General features: G+C 60.1%; 17 protein-coding genes and 2 pseudogenes. 1 reads left to right on the forward strand and 18 read right to left on the reverse strand.

Annotated features, from left to right (window positions below; all coding sequences use genetic code 11):
* Positions 1–247: 247 nt before the first annotated feature.
* The 4 genes and pseudogenes from ACZK5G_RS13830 to ACZK5G_RS13845 all read right to left on the reverse strand — a co-directional run.
* A pseudogene (locus tag ACZK5G_RS13830) lies at positions 248–1,176 on the reverse strand (TrbL/VirB6 family protein); the annotation flags it as partial.
* Between the two features lie 493 nt (positions 1,177–1,669).
* Positions 1,670–2,185: a DUF4189 domain-containing protein gene (locus ACZK5G_RS13835; protein ID WP_126930121.1), complete on the reverse strand. Its 516-nt coding sequence runs from the start codon at positions 2,183–2,185 to the stop codon at positions 1,670–1,672.
* Between the two features lie 41 nt (positions 2,186–2,226).
* Positions 2,227–2,988: pseudogene (locus ACZK5G_RS13840) on the reverse strand (type IV secretion system protein); the annotation flags it as partial.
* Between the two features lie 44 nt (positions 2,989–3,032).
* The gene (locus ACZK5G_RS13845; RefSeq protein ID WP_478463790.1) at positions 3,033–3,569 is read right to left on the reverse strand and encodes a DUF4189 domain-containing protein; all 537 of its coding nucleotides are present in this window, start codon (positions 3,567–3,569) and stop codon (positions 3,033–3,035) included.
* Between the two features lie 229 nt (positions 3,570–3,798).
* On the opposite strand from ACZK5G_RS13845, the gene ACZK5G_RS13850 reads away from it, so the two are divergent.
* Positions 3,799–3,984, forward strand: a complete 186-nt coding sequence (locus tag ACZK5G_RS13850) for a hypothetical protein (protein WP_175392836.1) — start codon at positions 3,799–3,801, stop codon at positions 3,982–3,984.
* A gap of 472 nt (positions 3,985–4,456) precedes the next feature.
* Here the strand turns inward: ACZK5G_RS13850 and ACZK5G_RS13855 are convergent, their stop codons facing one another.
* The 14 genes from ACZK5G_RS13855 to ACZK5G_RS13920 form a co-directional block, all read right to left on the reverse strand.
* Positions 4,457–4,990 carry a DUF4189 domain-containing protein gene (locus ACZK5G_RS13855; RefSeq protein WP_478463792.1) on the reverse strand — a complete coding sequence of 178 codons (534 nt, stop codon included), beginning with the start codon at positions 4,988–4,990 and terminating at the stop codon, positions 4,457–4,459.
* Between the two features lie 24 nt (positions 4,991–5,014).
* Positions 5,015–6,157, reverse strand: a complete 1,143-nt coding sequence (locus ACZK5G_RS13860; RefSeq protein ID WP_478463794.1) for a TrbL/VirB6 family protein — start codon at positions 6,155–6,157, stop codon at positions 5,015–5,017.
* Positions 6,158–6,236: 79 nt separating this feature from the next.
* Positions 6,237–7,034, reverse strand: a complete 798-nt coding sequence (locus tag ACZK5G_RS13865) for a hypothetical protein (protein ID WP_478463795.1) — start codon at positions 7,032–7,034, stop codon at positions 6,237–6,239.
* A gap of 59 nt (positions 7,035–7,093) precedes the next feature.
* Positions 7,094–9,532 (reverse strand): VirB4 family type IV secretion/conjugal transfer ATPase, encoded by a 2,439-nt coding sequence (locus ACZK5G_RS13870; RefSeq protein ID WP_032129524.1) that lies wholly within the window; start codon positions 9,530–9,532, stop codon positions 7,094–7,096.
* An 81-nt stretch (positions 9,533–9,613) separates the two neighbouring features.
* Positions 9,614–9,922 (reverse strand): VirB3 family type IV secretion system protein, encoded by a 309-nt coding sequence (locus ACZK5G_RS13875; protein ID WP_006374695.1) that lies wholly within the window; start codon positions 9,920–9,922, stop codon positions 9,614–9,616.
* A complete protein-coding gene (locus ACZK5G_RS13880) occupies positions 9,915–10,325 on the reverse strand; it encodes a TrbC/VirB2 family protein (RefSeq protein WP_006374697.1) in 411 nt (136 codons plus the stop codon). The genes ACZK5G_RS13875 and ACZK5G_RS13880 overlap by 8 nt, the downstream gene beginning before the upstream one ends.
* Positions 10,326–10,398: 73 nt before the next feature.
* The gene (locus ACZK5G_RS13885) at positions 10,399–11,382 is read right to left on the reverse strand and encodes a lytic transglycosylase domain-containing protein (RefSeq protein WP_071227599.1); all 984 of its coding nucleotides are present in this window, start codon (positions 11,380–11,382) and stop codon (positions 10,399–10,401) included.
* 3 nt (positions 11,383–11,385) lie between these two features.
* Positions 11,386–12,429 (reverse strand): P-type DNA transfer ATPase VirB11, encoded by a 1,044-nt coding sequence (virB11, locus tag ACZK5G_RS13890; RefSeq protein ID WP_478463797.1) that lies wholly within the window; start codon positions 12,427–12,429, stop codon positions 11,386–11,388.
* A 14-nt stretch (positions 12,430–12,443) separates the two neighbouring features.
* Positions 12,444–13,709 carry a TrbI/VirB10 family protein gene (locus ACZK5G_RS13895; RefSeq protein ID WP_478463799.1) on the reverse strand — a complete coding sequence of 422 codons (1,266 nt, stop codon included), beginning with the start codon at positions 13,707–13,709 and terminating at the stop codon, positions 12,444–12,446.
* Complete coding sequence (locus tag ACZK5G_RS13900; protein ID WP_106549093.1) at positions 13,706–14,485, reverse strand: TrbG/VirB9 family P-type conjugative transfer protein; 780 nt, start codon at positions 14,483–14,485, stop codon at positions 13,706–13,708. The genes ACZK5G_RS13895 and ACZK5G_RS13900 overlap by 4 nt, the downstream gene beginning before the upstream one ends.
* Complete coding sequence (locus ACZK5G_RS13905; protein WP_107431646.1) at positions 14,482–15,552, reverse strand: VirB8 family type IV secretion system protein; 1,071 nt, start codon at positions 15,550–15,552, stop codon at positions 14,482–14,484. Before ACZK5G_RS13905 ends, ACZK5G_RS13900 begins: the two co-directional genes overlap by 4 nt.
* Before the next feature lie 89 nt (positions 15,553–15,641).
* Positions 15,642–16,088 carry a hypothetical protein gene (locus ACZK5G_RS13910; RefSeq protein ID WP_032129529.1) on the reverse strand — a complete coding sequence of 149 codons (447 nt, stop codon included), beginning with the start codon at positions 16,086–16,088 and terminating at the stop codon, positions 15,642–15,644.
* Positions 16,089–16,515: 427 nt separating this feature from the next.
* Positions 16,516–18,195 carry a type IV secretory system conjugative DNA transfer family protein gene (locus ACZK5G_RS13915; RefSeq protein WP_121503589.1) on the reverse strand — a complete coding sequence of 560 codons (1,680 nt, stop codon included), beginning with the start codon at positions 18,193–18,195 and terminating at the stop codon, positions 16,516–16,518.
* 36 nt (positions 18,196–18,231) lie between these two features.
* A complete protein-coding gene (locus tag ACZK5G_RS13920) occupies positions 18,232–18,489 on the reverse strand; it encodes a hypothetical protein (RefSeq protein ID WP_006374755.1) in 258 nt (85 codons plus the stop codon).
* Between the last annotated feature and the right edge of the window lie 50 nt (positions 18,490–18,539).

The following is an 18,539-nucleotide window of genomic DNA, read 5'->3' on the forward strand; positions in this document are numbered from 1 at the left end:
GGTCTGCGTCTTGCGCCAAAGCACCCCATCGGGTTTCTCACTTGCCAGTTGGCGTGGGGCCATTGCTCTCACCACCAGTTTGACCGCCCGGAATTGGCGCACAACCTCCTACGCCCTGCCCTCCCACCGGGTACTGACCTGGGGGGCACCGCCCTTCTGCCAACGCCACATTAGAAATAACGAGCAGCAAAAGCACGACAATGCACTTCATACTTACACCTCTATCAATCGACACTGTCATTTCACGCTAGGCACCAGCCTGCCCATACTTTCCAGTATCTTGCTTGATCTCACCTGATCGCCCAATACCGTAACCAGAAGTCGCGCCGTGGCCTGAACTGACCGATGAAGCACTGGAATGATCCTTTGTCTGGGCCGGCGAATAGTAGCTACCCGGCGGCTGCCCACTCGGGCCCGGCGCCTGCGCAACCGGGCTGCCACCTATCTGCGAATATGCCATGAAGCTACCCAAGGTGCCCTGGAAGAACATGGCCGCCATTGGGGGCGCAGTCAGAATCAGGGTCGTCAGGATCAGTCCCATGCCGCCCTGCTGCATCGCCTGACTGGTCATGCCGTCGCTGGACGCGCCCATCAGCGGGAACTTGTTCACCAGCGCCGTCACCCAGAACGAGGCGGACACGCGAATTACCATGTCCAGTGCGATCGACACCATTGCCGCCAGCACCGCCATCGAGAACATGGTTCCGATGCCGTAGAACAGCCATCGCTGGAACAACTGCTTGGTCTGGTCGAACAGAAGGCAAAGAATGAACAACGGCCCGAATCCGATGAACAACGCCATTGCTACTTCATAGCGCAGAAGCATTGAACCCGCAGTTACCGCTGGACCACCTGTGCCGAGGCCGATGAACCACATGGCCCGGGTCTTGTCTTCCTGCAATCCAGGGTCATCGGAATCTTGATGCCATCAATGCTGGACAGCGCCACCTGCATCCAAGCCAGACTCTTGTCTATCTGCTCGTCCGGCTTCTGATCCTTGCCAGTGACAACGTGGGTGATCAGCCCCTTCACGTCCTCGGTCAGGAACTCATGAAGATCGCGCCCGAACATGCCCATGCTGGTGGCAACGGCCACAATCAACGCTGCGCGCGCCATGTTGGTTACCAGGACCATCATCGAGTCGCGGCTGCGGCCGGTGATTATCCGGTAGTCTTGCGGCCCTTTTCCACAGCGCAGCAAACGGGCATCCCCCCCTAAGAAAGATGCGCCTTTCGCATCGCATTCTGGATGCCGTCGTTCTCGATCAAACTTCTCGGCGTGCAGCTTCTTCAGCCGCAGGCTCTCACCCCAGACTCTCGAGTCGCTTGGTGTCAAGTGCTTTCATGCCACCAAACTTCCTCACCGCAGGTCGGAACGACGCCTTTTCACGTCCAATCCCCTTGCCATTGAGGATTGGTCTCCAAGCCGCCTCGCACTCAATCCCTGGGCGATGCGAGATCCAGCATCTGATCCGCTGTCACTCATCCTTCCGCCATCACGCACCCGAGTTACGGAAGCCGATTCGCCTCTACACCAAACGCCCGAGTCAGCGCGCAACTACCGGGCACCTCACCATTTCGACCTGCCTGACATTAAATCTTCCAGATTCTTTCCATAAAGGACTGTGCCAGAACGCCAGTCGGACGACCACAGACTCGCGATAGGATTTTTAGAATTCCTCGAAGATCGGCTCAGAGCAAGCGGAATAGACGGCAGCACAATCGCTCCCTCCTTTCGAGGCACAGAGGCGGGAGGCAAACTCTGTGGCACTCTCGATCGTTGCACCGGTACCAAACTGCGTGGTTCCACCTGTGCCCGAGCTGGCGACAACGGCGGCCACGCATTGATTCTTATATGTAATTGTAACCTTACATCCCACTCCGCCGGATTCAGCACACTTCCTCTGCGCTTCCTCAGCGGCCTCCGTCTTCCGTACCCGCCCAGTTGAGGAGCCAGAGGCGCCCGACGGCGCCAATGATATTGCGCCCCAAGTCTTGATCCATTTACCCGTCGCTCTGGGCCCACTGGTAGCTGCACCTTCGCCTCCAGGAATCGGGGCGCAACCACCGACTCCCTTCCCTCCGATCGGGTACTGCCCAGGAGGACATCGCCCCTCAGCCCGAGCCTCAAGGGCCGATGTGGCGAACATGAACACCAACGGCGCTAGCAAATGGATCATTCTCATCAGGCAACTCTCCTTACACAGACAACGCGCAACTCCGCGAGCTAAATAGGTGCCTTGGCAAATCGGCCTGTATCCGACGGCGTATCGGCAACATGTGGAGATCCAGTTGATCTACCCATCTGCCCCACTCCGCTTGCTCCATGCCCGGTGCTCCCCTTCTCTGGAGCCGGAGGCGTGTAGTAACTACCCGGCGGCTGCCCACTCGGGCCCGGCGCCTGCGCAACAGGGCTGCCACCTATCTGCGAATATGCCATGAAGCTACCCAAGGTGCCCTGGAAGAACATGGCCGCCATTGGGGGCGCAGTCAGAATCAGGGTCGTCAGGATCAATCCCATGCCGCCCTGCTGCATCGCCTGACTGGTCATGCCGTCGCTGGACGCGCCCATCAGCGGGAACTTGTTCACCAGCGCCGTCACCCAGAACAAGGCGGACACGCGAATTACCATGTCCAGTGCGATCGACACCATTGCCGCCAGCACCGCCATCGAGAACATGGTTCCGATGCCATAGAACAACCATCGCTGGAACAACTGCTTGGTCTGGTCGAACAGAAGGCAAAGAATGAACAACGGCCCGAATCCGATGAACAACGCCATTGCTACTTCGTAGCGCAGAAGCATTGAACCCGCAGTTACCGCTGGACCGCCGGTGCCGAGGCCGATGAACCAAATGGCCCGGGTCTTGTCTTCCTGCAATCCAGGGTCATTCAGAATCTTGATGCCATCAATACTGGACAGCGCCACCTGCATCCAAGCCAGACTCTTGTCGATCTGCTCTTCCGGTGCCTGGTCTTTTCCGGCTAATCAGGCATTTCTACGTTTTCAGCCAGAAACTCATAAGCGCAACCTCAGAAGGCCTCAAACTCAGGCTCGGTGCATCCAGAATAAATCACTTTACAGCCATCGCTTCCCTGTTTTAAGCACGCATCCACAGCCATCTTACTCGCAGCATCAACAGATGCCGCACGCGCAAACGTGGAGCCACCAAATCTTGCATCACTGGGGGATACGAATGCTGCACATTGATTATTGAACTCCAATACCACGCTGCAATCCGTAGCCCCCCGCTGTGCGCAATTAGCAAGGGACTCCGAAGCCGCATCCCTCTTCTTTCGCTTACCGAGAGCCACGCCGACATCGCCCCCCTTCGCTAAAGCGATGGCCCCCCAAGTCTTGATCCAACGCCCTGTCGCAACAGGCGACGCTTGGCCTGCTCCAGTGGTACCACCTGGGATGGGAGCACAGCCGCCGACTCCCTGACCGCCAATTGGATACTGACCAGGAGGACACCTACCTTCTGCATTGGCCGTCTGTGGCAATTGGCAGGCAATGATTCCCACACCCAGCAGGAGTACTACACCTGAATAGACACGAATTGACTTCATTTCCGGCCTCTAGTTCGAAGCTAAGCCTTTACGACCAGTATCAGAATTGCCTGACCCAACTGTGGAGTTGCTGCCAGTGACTACGACATTGCTCCCAACTGAAGTCGATCCACCCGATTGACTGCCACCGCTCGTCGACGGCTTGTCCGGCGTGTAATAACTACCCGGCGGCTGCCCGCTCGGACCCGGCGCCTGCGCAACCGGGCTGCCACCTACCTGCGAATATGCCATGAAGCTACCCAAGGTGCCCTGGAAGAACATGGCCGCCATTGGGGATAGTCAGAATAGTGTCCATCAGGATCAAGCCCATGCCGCCCTTCTGCGCCGCGCAGCGTCACCCGCAATGCTCGTCGCCAGAGTCCTCATCGACGAAAATGCTCCTGCGTTTGAGGCCCAGATGCGTCAGCATTTTTGACGCACACGCAGCCTACTTCGAGGAGAGATTGCTCGTTGAACTGGACTCTGATTGAGAAGCGCTTTTGACTAAAAAAGAAAGCGATAACCGTGAGTCGCTGTCTACTTGGCTCAATCGCCAATCAGTAGTCTCACCTGGAGACAGACACCCCTGACGCACTGGCGATCTGGCTGTCGGCTCGTTCTACCACGACTGCACTTCGAGCGCGGGACCGAACTCCCGAGTTCAGCTTCGAGAGTTCACCTCGTGATGACCCCAAGGCACTCAGATCCATCTACCAAAGTGCGACAGGCGTTGGACGTCGAATGTTTCAACGCAGCTCCATAGTGAGAAAGATGAGGCTCAGGCTGACACCCGTACGGAGGTCCGATCACGTGATTAGGACTTGCGATTCGATCGGCGCAGAAAAGAAATGACCCGCTCAATGGCGGGCAATTCTACTGCCGCATCATCTGAAAATGCGGGCAGTGATTCAAAACTTCTCAAACTCCGGCTCGGTGCAATTGGACATGACAACCTCACACCTCTCCTGGGACGCAGCACCACATTGCGCCAGGGACAGACTTGACGCCTCTTCCTTTGTGGCAGCCGCAGAATAGAACGTCCCGCCGATGCCCGTTTTCGAGACAGCCGCCGTCCCACACTGATTCTTATATGTAAACTTCACCCTGCAATCCCTCCCGCCCGAATCAGAGCAGGATCTCACTGCCGCGTTTGACGCGTCGCCCTTCTTCCTCCACCCACTTGCCGCACCGGCGATACCGGACGGCGAGGAGGCAAAGGCTCCCCAAGTCTTAATCCATCGACCAGTTGGACGCGGGCTTTCAGACCCGGATCCACCGGCAGGAATAGGCGCACATCCGCCGACCCCTTGCCCTCCAATCGGATACTGGCCCGGAGGACACCTCCCTTCTGCGAAGGCTAGACCCACCCCAAAAAAGAACAGGGTCAATGCGAGCGCAAACCGAAGAACTTGAGTTGACCAGTCAGTACTCATATGACACATACCCTTTAACCTAAGTCAGAACCGTTAGTCCGCCAAGCCATATTGTCCCTGCCTCTGGGTAGAGGGCGTATAAGTGCTTGGAGCAGAGTTCCTTACAGTGACGCCAGCATCCTGATGACTCGAATGTCCTTCGCCCTTGGATGGCGAAGGAGGCGTGTAAGTGCCTGGCGGGCGACCATCCGAACTTGGAGTTGAAGCCGCGCCTCCACCTATCTGCGAATATGCCATGAAGCTACCCAAGGTGCCCTGGAAGAACATGGCCGCCATTGGGGGCGCAGTCAGAATCAGGGTCGTCAGGATCAATCCCATGCCACCCTGCTGCATCGCCTGACTGGTCATGCCGTCGCTGGACGCGCCCATCAGCGGGAACTTGTTCACCAGCGCCGTCACCCAGAACGAGGCGGACACGCGAATCACCATGTCCAGCGCAATCGAGACCATGGCTGCCAATACCGCCATGGAGAACATGGTTCCGATGCCATAGAACAGCCATCGCTGGAACAACTGCTTGGTCTGGTCGAACAGAAGGCAAAGAATGAACAACGGTCCGAATCCGATGAACAACGCCATTGCTACTTCGTAGAGCAGAAGCATTGAACCCGCAGTTACCGCTGGACCACCTGTGCCGAGGCCGATGAACCACATGGCCCGGGTCTTGTCTTCCTGCAATCCAGGATCATTCAGAATCTTGATGCCATCAATGCTGGACAGCGCCACCTGCATCCAAGCCAGACTCTTGTCGATCTGCTCTTCCGGCTTCTGATCCTTGCCAGTGACAACATGGGTGATCAGCCCCTTCACGTCCTCGGTCAGGAACTCATGAAGATCGCGCCCGAACATGCCCATGCTGGTGGCAACGGCAACAATCAACGCTGCGCGCGCCATGTTGGTTACCAGGACCATCATCGAATCGCGGCTGCGGCCTGTAACGATTCGATAGCCCTGGATCAGCACCCACAAGGTCATGAGGGTCAGCGCGATGCCGCCCACCCACGCCATCATGTTGTCCATCAGGTCGAAGCCGAACTTGCCGATCCTGTCCCGCAGGTAGTCCAGGATCAGCTTGAAGAACACGAAATCGCCAATCGACTGGACACGCGCGACGTGCCCCATCAGATCCTGGAATCCGCCCGAAAAATCAAAGTTGGCAATCGACCTGATCGTCATACCCACATTCCCTTGGTAATACTGCAATCACATGAGGGGCGACGCAGACGCGCGCACCCTTGGTGCTCCATTCCATGCATCAGTCGATAGACAGCGCTGCCTTCAGCGCCGCCGTCTTGACCAGATCACTGGCAATGGTCTTCATCGGGTCGCCCTTCAGCGCTGCCTGTGCGACGACCTTCTGATTGGCTTCCATCACCTCGATGTAGGCATCGTAAGCCTTCTGCTGTGCCTCGAAGGACTTTGCCTTGGCTGCCATGTCGTTCGCGGTGCGCAACGTGTCGTTCTGCGTTGCGTTGACGTTGCCGAGCAGATTGCTGACATTTCGCTGCTTCTCGATTGCATCGAGGCTATCGAAGAACGACGGCATCGTCTTGAGCATGAAGTCCACCGCATCGTTGTACTTGCGGTTCTGCATCATCCGGATGTTCACGCAGATCTGTTGCTGCTGATCTTTCCAATCGCCCTTGAAATTGAAAACGACCCGGGTCGCGAGAGTCTTCAGGTCGGTGCCGATTCCGCAGGTCTCGGCAACCAGATAATTGGGTGGCACCGGCGTCAGCGGGGCGGAATCCGGCAACCCGAAGGAATTCACGATGCCCTGGATCTGGACCATCGTCTCCTGGTACTCCTTGATCGTCTGCGCCCAGTCCCGTGCCCACTGGGTGTTCTCCTTGACGAACTGGTACTTCTCCTGGAAACGGGCCTGGTACGTATTGATCTGATTGAGGATGTGCTGCCACAGCGCAGGACCCGTTTCCTGCACCGGGCCGATGGCGCCCGCATTGGTCGCTGAGAGGACCAAGGCAACGCCGAGCACCTTGGCCATCGGCTTGAGTACCTTGCGGGCGCCGGCCCGACGCTTGACGTTGTTCATGGGAAAACTCCTGTTGTTCTGATTGACGTCCACTTGCCTGTCTCCTGCTCGCACGGCCATCAGGCCGCGTCGGACCGGGGTTCCTTTCCCGACCCCTTCCGGTTCTTGTAGAAATCTTCCAGCCACTGCTCCGGGCTGAGCTCGTCTACAGTGACGCGATTGCGGACCGCGGCCGTCTGCAGAACCCGATGCATGACATCGATGTTGTCGGTCGAAGCCGAGATCACCGACAGGATGTCGTCCATGCCGCGCAGGTTGAGCTGGCACACGCTGGAGGCATGGCCCTGCTTGACCAGGAAGCAGCGCGAGCGCTCGTCCAGTGCAGTCACCACCCTGAACTCGGCCTCGGTCAGCTTCAGGCCGTCCATGTAGTCGCTCTTGCTGGCATTCGGGTTCGGCAGCAGGATCAGGGTAGCGGTCTGCTCGATCAGGGCGGCGGAGATATCGCTCTTCAGCGCATCTTCCGGGCTCTGCGTAGCGAAGATGCCGAGACCGTTCTGCTTACGGATGGTCTTCTGCTTGTTCTTCGCGAACTCCTTCAGGCCACCTTCGCCGTCCAGGATCTTCCAGAATTCGTCCATCACATAGATCAGCGGACGACCGTCGATCAGCGACTCCAGGCGGTGCAGCAGGTAATTGATCACCGGCACGCGCACTTCAGGATTGTCGATGATGTCGGTGTAGTCGAAGCCGATGATGTTGGCCTTGCTCAGGTCAACGGTATCGATCGGATTATCGAACACCCAGCCCAGCGAGTTGCCCGAGGTCCAGCGGCGCATGCGCGCGTAGAGGCCATCGTCGCCCATATTGGGCAGGCTCTTCTGGAAGTTGGTCATGCTGCGCAGGTGCATCGGCGTATCGAGCATGCTCTCCACCGCGCGGTAGATATCCTCTTCCTCACGGGCGCTGTACTCGCGCTTGCCGGCCAGCACCTTGATCAGGTCAGCCAGGAACTGCAGGTTGGCTTCGTTGTTCTCGCACTGGAACGGGTTGAAGCCGGTCGGCGCGCCGTTCTCCAGGGCCAGATAGTTGCCACCGCAGGCGCGCACGAAGATCTCCGCGCCGCGGTCCTTGTCGAAGAAGAAGATGGTCGGCGACGGCTCGTACTTCTGCACCTGGCTGAGCAGGAAGTTGATCAGCGCGGTTTTACCGGTACCGGACTTGCCGATCACCATGGTATTGGCGATCGCCTTCTCACCCAGCGAATTCTCCGAGGGATGGGTTGCATGGAAATTGAAGTAGTACGGCTGGCCATTGGTGGTCTGCAGCGTGGTGACGCAGTCGCCCCACGGGTTGTTGTGCTGCTTACCGGTGGCGAAGTTGTGCAGCGGCGACAGGCCCAGGAAGTTCAGCGAGCTGACATTGGCCAGGCGTGTGCGATAGCGCCAGTTACCCGGCAGCTGCGAATAGAACGACGAGGTAACCGCCAGGTCTTCCTTGGTCGATACGAACCCGGCGTTGGACAGCTCGGCGCGGGTCGAGGCGACGTTCTGCGAAAGCTTGGCCTGGGTGTCGCCGTAGACCGCCATGATGAAGTGGTATTCACCCAGCACGAAGTTGCCCGACGACAGCTGATCCATGGCCTGGTCCAGCTCGACGATCTGGCTGACCGCCTTGTCGCCGGAGGAGATCATCATGCCCTTGGTGCGGTCGAGCACCTTCAGCGCGTCCTGGCGCCCCATCGGGCTGAACGAATGGGTGATGACGTATTCGTAGTCGAGGTACTTCAGGCCGTTGAGGATGCCCGGGTAAGTCCCCTCGGCATACTCCTTGATGTTCAGAATGGCGCCGTAGTGATTGGCACCGTTGGGAGTATTGATCGCAAAATCGCCGGTCTTGGCCGAGAACATGTGGCGACTGACCGGCAGGTAATCCTTGATCGGTGCCGACAGCACCGGCACCGGCTCGTCGATGCGATTGATCAGGTAACCGAACAGCTCCAGCGTTTCCGAGAACACCACGCCATTCTTGGCTTCGTACATACCCAGGCGATACGGCGCGTAGTCGCGGATCACGGCCTCGACGTTGCCGGCCAGTTCCATCAACTTCTCTACCGCCTGCTCCTGCTCGGCGCGCAGCTTCTCCACGTTCGCCGACTTTTCGACGAAGCGTTTGCCCGCCACCACCGGGCGATAGATCATGGTCAGGTACAGCTCGTTCTGCATGATGCGCTGCGAGGACAGCATGCCCATGTACTGGTCGGAAACGTCCTGGTTGAAGCGCTGCCTGTAGTTGCTCTTGCCCTTCAACGTGCGACGGCGACGGATGTCGTGCACCCAGAAAGCGACGTTGACAAAGTCAGGCGCGCGCAACGTCTGCAGCAGACGGTTGAACGTGTTGTGGCGATGCTCGAGCTCCCACTCCTCTCGGCCGACAAACGGCAGCCCTTCCAGATGCCAGGTCAGCAGGTAGTCGCCGCCCGTGGTCTTGACCACGTTCGGGGCGACATGCGACGACAACGGGATGAACTCACTGATGGAGGTGTCAGGGCTGAACATACGACTGCTTCCAAAGAGGTACTGCCAAGAAGTTTCAAGAGACCTGGCGGGCGCGGATGCCCGCCAGGCCGGATCCGGACCTCAATCCATTCGGGCCGGCTTGTTGCGGTAATGGTTGGGGTTGAGCACCCACATGCCATCGTGCTCCTGCACGTTGCGCACCTTCAGCTTGAACATCAGGCGCAGGCCCAGCAGACGGAAGATCATCTCGTCACGCTTGGCCATGTGCCGCATGATGAAGACCGCCACCGGAATGGTGAGCAGGAACCAGAAGTTCGTGTACATGCTGAGCAGCAACAGCCCGCCTGCCACCATGAAGAATGGCAGGTAGGGAACGCCCAGGAACATCGCTGGACGCGTGCAGCCGCGGAACACGACGTTCTTATGCACTGTAGTACTGGATCACGTGGTTGATCAGGTAGGAGGTGCTGGTGCCACCACCGCACTTGCCGTCGCTGCCATCACCCAGCAGCATGCGCGCGATCTGGCCTGCGGCGCCGATCAGCACGCCACCGATCAGGATCGGGGCGACGTCAGCGATGCGCTTATGCGCGAAGGCGATCTGGTAACCAGCGAAGATCACCGCGATGGTGACCACGGCGATCGAGGCGATGTTCAGCAGGCCGTTGATGTTGTTGAAGAAGCTGCAGACCTTCTTGTCGGTGCCGCCAAAGTCGGTGGCGCCGTTGGCGAAGACTTGCGGGGCAAACAGTGCGCCGACGAACAGAGTGGCCATCAGCAGGGTCTTCAGCGTGCGCTGGGCCTGGACGAGGTCGAGATTGGATCGCTTCATGGATTGATTTCCTTGTTGATGGACTAACACAACTGAATCGACCAGCCGGGGGACTGGCCGTACCACGACTTCGTCAGAACACGAAGGCCGCATCCCCTGCGGGAATCTGCTGCACCGGTGCGGACTGTGCCGGTGCGTTATATGAACTGCCATTGCCGGCCACTGGCTGATTGCGCTCATTCCAGGGCCGCAACATCACAGGGCCCTCGTTGCTGCCACCTGCAGCACCTGGCAACTGCTGCGGCATGGCCATCGCCTGCGCCGGACCCTGCTGAGGCAGCTGCTGCGGCATGCCACCGGCCTGTTGCTGCGGATAGGCGGCCCCTTGGGTGGGCTGCGCCTGCGGCTGCATCATCCGATCCACCGAGCCCAGTACCACTTTGGAAAGCGCCTGGTCGGCGATGTTCAGCAGGCTGCCCCGCGCCATTGCACCGGTGGACGGATACACGACATACGCACGTGCCGGGTCTTCCGACGGCACGTACACCGGGCCACTCGCCTGCGCAACGATGCGCGCCTGCGCCGGCGAAGCGAGCTGCGGGTGATGCTCGACCTTCACGCTGCGGCGTTCGCCGCGACTCACCACGTCGATCGGTGCAACACCATTGCTGGCAAGCTGCTGCCCACGGCGCATCGAGTCATAGACCTTCTGCACATAGCCATGGCGGAAGCCAGTCTCGAAATTGCCCGAGTAGTAGCAACTGAATGACTTGCCCCAGTCACCACCGGAGCGCTTGTAGCACTCGGCGAGGATCCGAGAACCCGCTTGCAGGTTCGGGCATTGCTGGAAAGCCTTCTCGTAGGAATCCAGACCGTACTTGCCCAGGTTATAGCGGTTGACCTGGGCCAGCCCGATGGAGAAGTTGTAGCCTTTCTCTTCCAGCATCCGAACCGTCGCCAGTGCCTCGTCCAGCGCCTTGGGCTGGCGCACCAGAGCGCCACCGACTACGCCGATGGCATAAGGGTTGCGTGACGATTCAACGTTGATGACGTGCTGCATCACGTCCATCGACACCGCCATCTCCGGGCACGCCATCATCTCCAGTCCTGGCAGCATCCTTCAGCCCTCCTGCCCCTGGGCACGCCCAGGATTGAAATCGATACCGGTGATGTAGCGCGAACCGGCGTGCGCCTTGATATGCACGACGATGTCGATGGTCATCATCAACAGTCGCTTGATCACGTTGAACTCCAGGCCCGAACCTTCGGTGGAGGCCTTCACCATGAGGGCCAACTGGTCCCAGGTCTGCTCCGGACTGCCTGCATGGCAGCTGGTGATCGAACCCGGGTGGCCCGATGCGCAGTTGCGGATGAAGTAGAACGCCTCGTCACCGCGCAGCTCGGCCAGGATGATGCGCTCGGGCTTCATGCGCAGGCAGGCTTCCATGCAGCTCTTGGCACTGACATTGCTGGTGCTCTGCCCACCCTTGGAGTACAGCAGGTGCACCACATTGGGTTGGGTCAGAAACAGCTCGCGCGCGTCCTCGATCGTGACCAGGCGTTCGTTGTCCGGAATATGATTGACCAGCGCTTTCATGAAGGTGGTCTTGCCGCTACCGGTCGCACCGGATACCACGATGTTCTTGCGGTACATCACCGCACGCCGGAAGAACTCGGCGTACTCGCGCTGCTGACGCAGCTCCAGCAGCTCGCGATCCTGCTCGCTGATGCTGCCATCGCTTTCCAGGATCTGGTCGAAGAACCCATCTTCGTGATACTGGCTGAGCGACTTGGTGTGCTTGGACGGCAGACGGATGGTGATCGACACCTTGCCTGCATCGCACGCCGGCGGAATCACGAACTGGGCACGCTGGCCGGTGGGAAACGTGAGCGAGACCACCGGATCGGCATCGGTGATGCGCTGGCCGGTGTTGCTCTCGTTCACCACCGCCGTGCAGAACTGCCGGGCCCGCTCGAAGGTCAGGCTCGGCACATCCACCCGCTGCCACCCCGCCCGGGTTTCCAGGTACAGCTCACCGGGACGGTTGATGCAGATTTCCGTCACTTCCGGGGAAGTCATGTACTCGGCGATGCCCAGCACTTCGTACTGATAGCGCAGGAAATCGCTGGAGACGAGGGCAAGGGGTGACACTTCAGCGTCCATGATCGTTCGTTGGGTTACCGGCGAGGATGCAGCACGCTCGTGAAGTCGACGTCCTTGGCGACGTACACATTCACGATGGTGCCTTGGTTGATGGTCACGGTCGGCGGGCGACGTTGGCTGAGCGACTCGTTGGCCAGGCGTTCCATGGTGCGCGCGGTGGCGCTCTCATAGGGCGACTGGATGGTCATGCCGTTGTTGGCCACCGTGGTGGTCTCCGGGCCATGTTCGGCGGCGGCATACTTGAACGCATCAGCCAGCAAGCTGATCATCAGCGCCGAGGCGATACGACTACCCCAGTGCGCGCTGTACTGGCCCGGATGACCGGCGCCACCCAGCTGATCCACGCCCGGGCTGGACATGGCCACGTCAATACCGTTCGGCGTGGTGATGCGGTCCCAGATCACTTCCACCCGCTTGCCGGTAGGACCACCGCCATAGGCGCCATAGATCTTGGAGCCCTTCGGCAGCAGCAGATTGCGGCCGTTGATCGAGTACACCGGCTCTGTCACCAGGCACGAGGTGTAGCCCGCGATATCAGTGATGATGCGGGTTTCCAGTACACAGCGCAGATAGGTTCCTCGCACCAGCAGCGCATCGGGGCTGCGGATGTAGCTGGCATTGGACACGTCATCCACGTCGGGGCCACGACGCACGCGCGCTGGCGCTGCATTCTGCTGCCCGTTCATCTGCTGCAGCATTGCCCGCGTGTATTCGTCCATGCCCGCCTGCTGCGAGCGCTCCTCATCCTGTGAACTGCCATTGCCAACGAAACCGTCGGCACTGGCACCCATCCGACGTTCGGCAAGCGTCGGACCACGAGGGCCCGCGGAGCGATCTTCCAACGTCACTGGCGGCTCAGGGCGGCTCGGCCCCAATGGAGGCGGCGGCAACATCGGAATCGGATCAACGGGCTGCATTGCCTGCGCCGGACCCGGATCGGTCTGGACAGCATCCGGCAGTGTTGGCGTGCTCGCGCGCGCAACATCCGGCACCTTCGGCGCATCGTCCTTGTCTTGGCCCTTGCGGAACAGCAGGAAGCCCATGGCAACAAGCAGCACCACGATACCGCCCAGGAACAGCAGCGCCTTGCGGTTCAATCGCTGCTCTTCAGCCGAGCGCAGCTGCGGCGCGGCCGCATCCAGATCCGGCGCAGGCTCGGCCTGGGTCGTGCCGAAGTACGGGTTCGACTGCGCGTCCGAGGCACCCTGTGCGCCGTACGGGCTCTGGCTCTCGTCGCGTCCGTTGTTCGGGTCGTTTCCGGGAGTGTTCTGCTGGCTCATTTCTTCACGTTCCTTCGCAGGCCGACGACGAAGTCGCCGTGGCGGATGACCAGGTACGGGTAGGTCCCGTGCACGATCAGCGTATTGCCTTCAACCGTGGTGTTGACCACGAAGTCTTCACCGTATTCCGTTTCGCGACCGAACACCGCCGGGAAGATGCCGGTCTTGTACTCCGGCGAATTCGGCAGTTTCAGGTAGGTGAAACGACCGTCGTCATAGGCGTTGACCGGGATCAGCCACCCCATCTTCTTCGCCTTGCTGGTCGAATAGGAGTAGTTGAAGTTGTACTGGCGGTCCTTGGCCAGTTCAGAGCTCAACAACGGCTTGGCCTCTTCCTCGACCGCCTCCTGGGCGACGCCGAACACGGTGTCGTTCGGATAGACGAAGGCGATCTTGTACTGCACGCCTGCACGACGGGCCTGTTCCAGCTGGCGCCAGTCGGTGGCCACCACCTTCAGCTCGAAGATGTAGGAATGAGTCTCGGTGCGCACCATCATGTTGGTGTCGACGTCGACGTTCTTCGGCTTGATGTAGAACACGTTCTCACGACGGGTCAGCTCCCAGCCGCTGCTGAAGCCGGTGCTGTAGTCGAGGATCTTCTCGTTCGGGCTCAGTTCGATCTGGGTGGTCAGGCCCAGACCGGTGCGAACCGGATAGATGCGGTCCTTCTCGTACTCGTAGTGGTCAACCGCCTGCGCCATCGCCGCTGCTGAGAACAGCAACGACAACATCGACAGCAGCGCCAGCGCGCTTCCCCTGATATTTCGACTACTCATCGGTTGCTTGCTCCATCAGCAGTTCCGGTGGAATTGTTCGGCGCCGGCCTCATGGCCGGCTGTCCGGGCACGGCCTGCCCCGGCATTGCTTGCCCCTGCACCGGCTGACCCGGCATGGGTTGACCCTGTACAGGCTGGCCCGGCATGGGTTGACCCTGTACAGGCTGGCCCGGCACCTGGCTGTTGGCCGGAACCGCGACCGGCTGGCCGGTAGCCGGGTCGATCATCGTGGCCGCGGCCGGGTTGTTGGGATCGTAGACACCCTGGGCCTGCTGCGCGGCCTGTGCAGCCTGCTGCGCCTGCGCCTGCATGGCGCCGTCATCCGGCACCGGGACGCCACGGGAATAGTCGTTGTCGACGCGATACTCGGTGACCTGGAAGGCCAGCGGATTGAGGATGCGATCCTGCTCGGACAGCGCCAGGTTCTGGTTGTAGCCGAAGCGCATCGTCACCAGCTGGTTGTCCAGGTAGGTGGCAACGCCAGTGCGCTTGTCCAGCAGGCTGCGCTGGATGCGCACCGAAGCGCCGCGGAAGCTGCCGTTCGCTTCGGCGCCCAGCGGCGTGATGCTGAGGATCTTGACCCGGATGGCACGCTCGCGGCCATACATCACGAACGGGTTCTGCGGGTTGTTGCCGGCATAGCGCACGCGCATGGACTGCGCCACCGGATCGGTGGACATCACGAACACCAGTTCCCAATCGCGCAGGCCCATCACCGCCGAGTCGTACGACTCGCGCGCCAGTACGTACTGGGCCACATTGCTGCGATTGATCGCTTCGTTGCTGGTAATCGTCTCGCCCTGGAAGGTCCCGCTCAGGCGTGCGACCGTCGCGGTACCCGTGTACGCATCGGCCATCACCAGGAACGGCACCTTCTCCTTCAGCGGCAGCATGTAGTAGTAGCCGCCCGCCAGTGCGAGCGACATCAGCAACGAGCCCGTGGCGACCCACCAGGCACGGCGCTCGCTGCGACGCGCCATGTCGGCCACGGTGATCTCGTAGCTGACCGCCTTGGCGACCGACTGCTCGACCTTGGGACTGTTGCCGGGATCCTTCTTGCGGAACATGGATTCTTCCGTACTGCTGAAACATCAATGGGCATGGAGCCCCTGCGACAGGCGCGGGGAGCGGCACGTTCGATGGTTTCGAGGTGGACTCAGGTGCCGCTGTTGGAATCAGCGCCCTGCGCCGACGCGGTGGGCGTCGAGCCAGCGCTCTGCACAACGATCTGGTTGCCAACAATGGAGACGGAGATGCCTTGCGCCGAATACGCCGAAGTCAGATCGATCACGGCCTGCTGCGCATTGGTGGTGTCGATCTTCGAGACCGCGCCATACAGCGTGAAGTCCGAGCTGAGGCGGTAGTCCAGTGTTCGTCCGGAATCCTTGGCCCAGCGCTCGAGCATGGCTTTTAGCGTGCCATCCATCGGCGAGGCCTGGTAGACGTAGCTGGAATACAGCGGGATCTCAGTCGTCGCCACGGCAAAGCGGTTGACCGGCTTCCAGCGCCCACCGAAATCGGGGGCGGACTTGGTGGCACACCCTGCCACCATCAGCGCCGCGACTGCGGCGATGGAGATTTTCGCGATAAACGCCTGATTCATACGGGCTTCACTTTGACGTACGAAAAAGCAGTCCCGAGCGTTGGTTCCCTGGCCGTCCGGCGCTGCATGGCGCACGCCGGAATCGGGGAGACGCGCTGGCATGCAGCACACCTGCCCCGGCTCCCCTGCAGCCCGAAAGCTGCCAACCAGGTCGCGGGGCCGCCAGACGTTGCCGACGACACACCCGCACACCCTCACCAACGTCGAAACCATCCTTGTTTCCATGGCACAAACTCCTGGCCACCCTGCGTTACAACTTTTGCCATCCAGCACACACTTCTGGATGACGCACACAGAGTTACACAACCACGCGTCAATTCCATGTCAGACAAGTCTGAAAATCCATGAACAGATGCCGAATTTTTGACTCAGCTCACGGTTTCACGTCGGTGAATATGAATCTACGTCACAAATTTAGCGACGTGAATTAGACGTTAAGCATCGGAACGTCGACCTTCGGCAGCAGCCGCGATGTGAAATAGCGATCCTTGTAATAGCGGATCTTGTCGCACTTCACCGGATGCGGTATGCCCTCGTAGAGGAATACTTCCTTGTCCGGCCCCATCGCCTTCAGCTCCTGCGGCAGCATCAGTGCACGCCGCTCTTCGGTGAAGTTGTGGGTCTTCTCACGGGCATGGGTGACGTTCTTCTTGCGGACGGTGGTGTAGCCCAGCATGTCCGAGTAGTCGTTGGCGTCCTGCTGCTCGCGCGGCGCGTACAGGATCTGCAGTGCGTGGTTGGTGATGATCGTGCGTGACACTTCCCGGCCGTAGGTGGCATCAAGCTGGGACATGCTCTGGATGATCGGCAGCAGGCGGATGTTGTAGCCGGCCATGTAGGACACCGCCGAGGCGATGATCTCGACCTTGCCGATCGAGGTGAATTCGTCCATCAACAGCAGGCACTGGTACTTCAGGTCCGGGTTGGACTTGGGCAGTTCCTTGGTGTTGAGGTTGATCAGCTGGCTGAAGAACAGGTTGATGATCAGCCGGCTCTCCGCCAGCTTGTTGGGCTGGATGCCGATGTAGATGGTCATCTTCTTCTTGCGGACATCGGTCAGCAGGAAGTCGTTGCTGCTGGTGGCCTTGTCCAGTACTGGGTTGATCCAGGGATTGAGCGGCTCCTTGAAGGTGCCCAGGATCGAAGCGAAGGTCTCGTCGGCCTGGGACAGCATGTTGGCGAACGCCGAACGCGCGTTGGCGCTGAGGAACGACCGCTCCGACAATGCCTTGAGGTACTTCTTCAGATCGGTGCCGTCCCCCGACGACAACCGGTAGACAGCGCCCAGCGTGGGCGTGCCCGAGCCGCCCGGGAAACCGCTGCTGCGCTCGTCGTCCCAGTTTTCGAACAGATACAGGGTGAAGGCCATGAACGCGTTGCGCGCCTGGCTGACCCAGAATTTCTGGTCCTCGGCACCATCCGGATACAGCATCGCGGCGATGCTCATCAGGTCCGAGACACGGAACGCCGGGTCATCGGACACATAGCTGAGCGGGTTCCAGCGGTGCGTGCGCCGATCTTCAGCGAAGGGATTGAACAGGTAGATCTCCTGCCCTTGGCTGGCACGCCAGCCACTGGTCAGGTCGAAGTTCTCCTGCTTGATGTCCAGCACCACCAGCGATTCGCCGTACTCCAGCAGGTTCGGGATGACGACGCCCACGCCCTTGCCTGAACGGGTGGGCGCTGCAAGGATCACGAACTGCTGGCCATCCAGCCGCACCAGCTTGCCGCCATGGCTGCCAACCACGATGCTCTGGCCGGTCTTCTTGAACATGCCGTGCTTGGACAGGTCGGCGCCGGTGGCAAAGCGCGCGTCGCCGTGCAACGAGCGCTTGTCCTTTTTCAGAAGCAGCACCAGGCCGGTCACCAGCAGCACCAGCAGCGGCAGGCCGAAACCGAGATAGCCGGCCCACTTGATCTTGCCCACGAACGGCGCGACCTGCGGCTGGCCAATGGCGTGGTAATACTGGTAGTACGTGTTCCAGGTGAACAGCTTGGTGTCCAACCCCAGCAACAACAGGGTCAGGTAACCGGAAAACACGAAACCAAGCAGCAGGGTCGCCAGCGTGATGATGGCGATGAGCAGATACTTCTTACTGGGCAACACCCGGATCCTCCATGATGCGCACAAGGGCGCGACGGCCTAGCGGCGGCGCCAGCGCGACGCCTTCTTCCGCAGGTGGTTTTCGTTCTCCAGCCCGGGCTCTTCGCCCTCTTCACGCACCAGTGCCTGCAGGCGTTGGCGCGCTTCGGCCAGCGACATCAGGTCGGTCAGACGATCCCCATCGTCGGCGACGACCGCATGGCCGACCACATCGCCCGGAGCGTACACCGGCGCGTAGGACACCGCTACCAGCTGATAGCGGCCGCGCGTCTCCAGCACATGCCTGAATTCCTGCATCGACATTCTCCTTGTTCCAGCACTCCGCAGCCCCTGTGTTTCGCATCATG

It is taken from the genome of Stenotrophomonas sp. 62841_Sma (assembly GCF_056482945.1).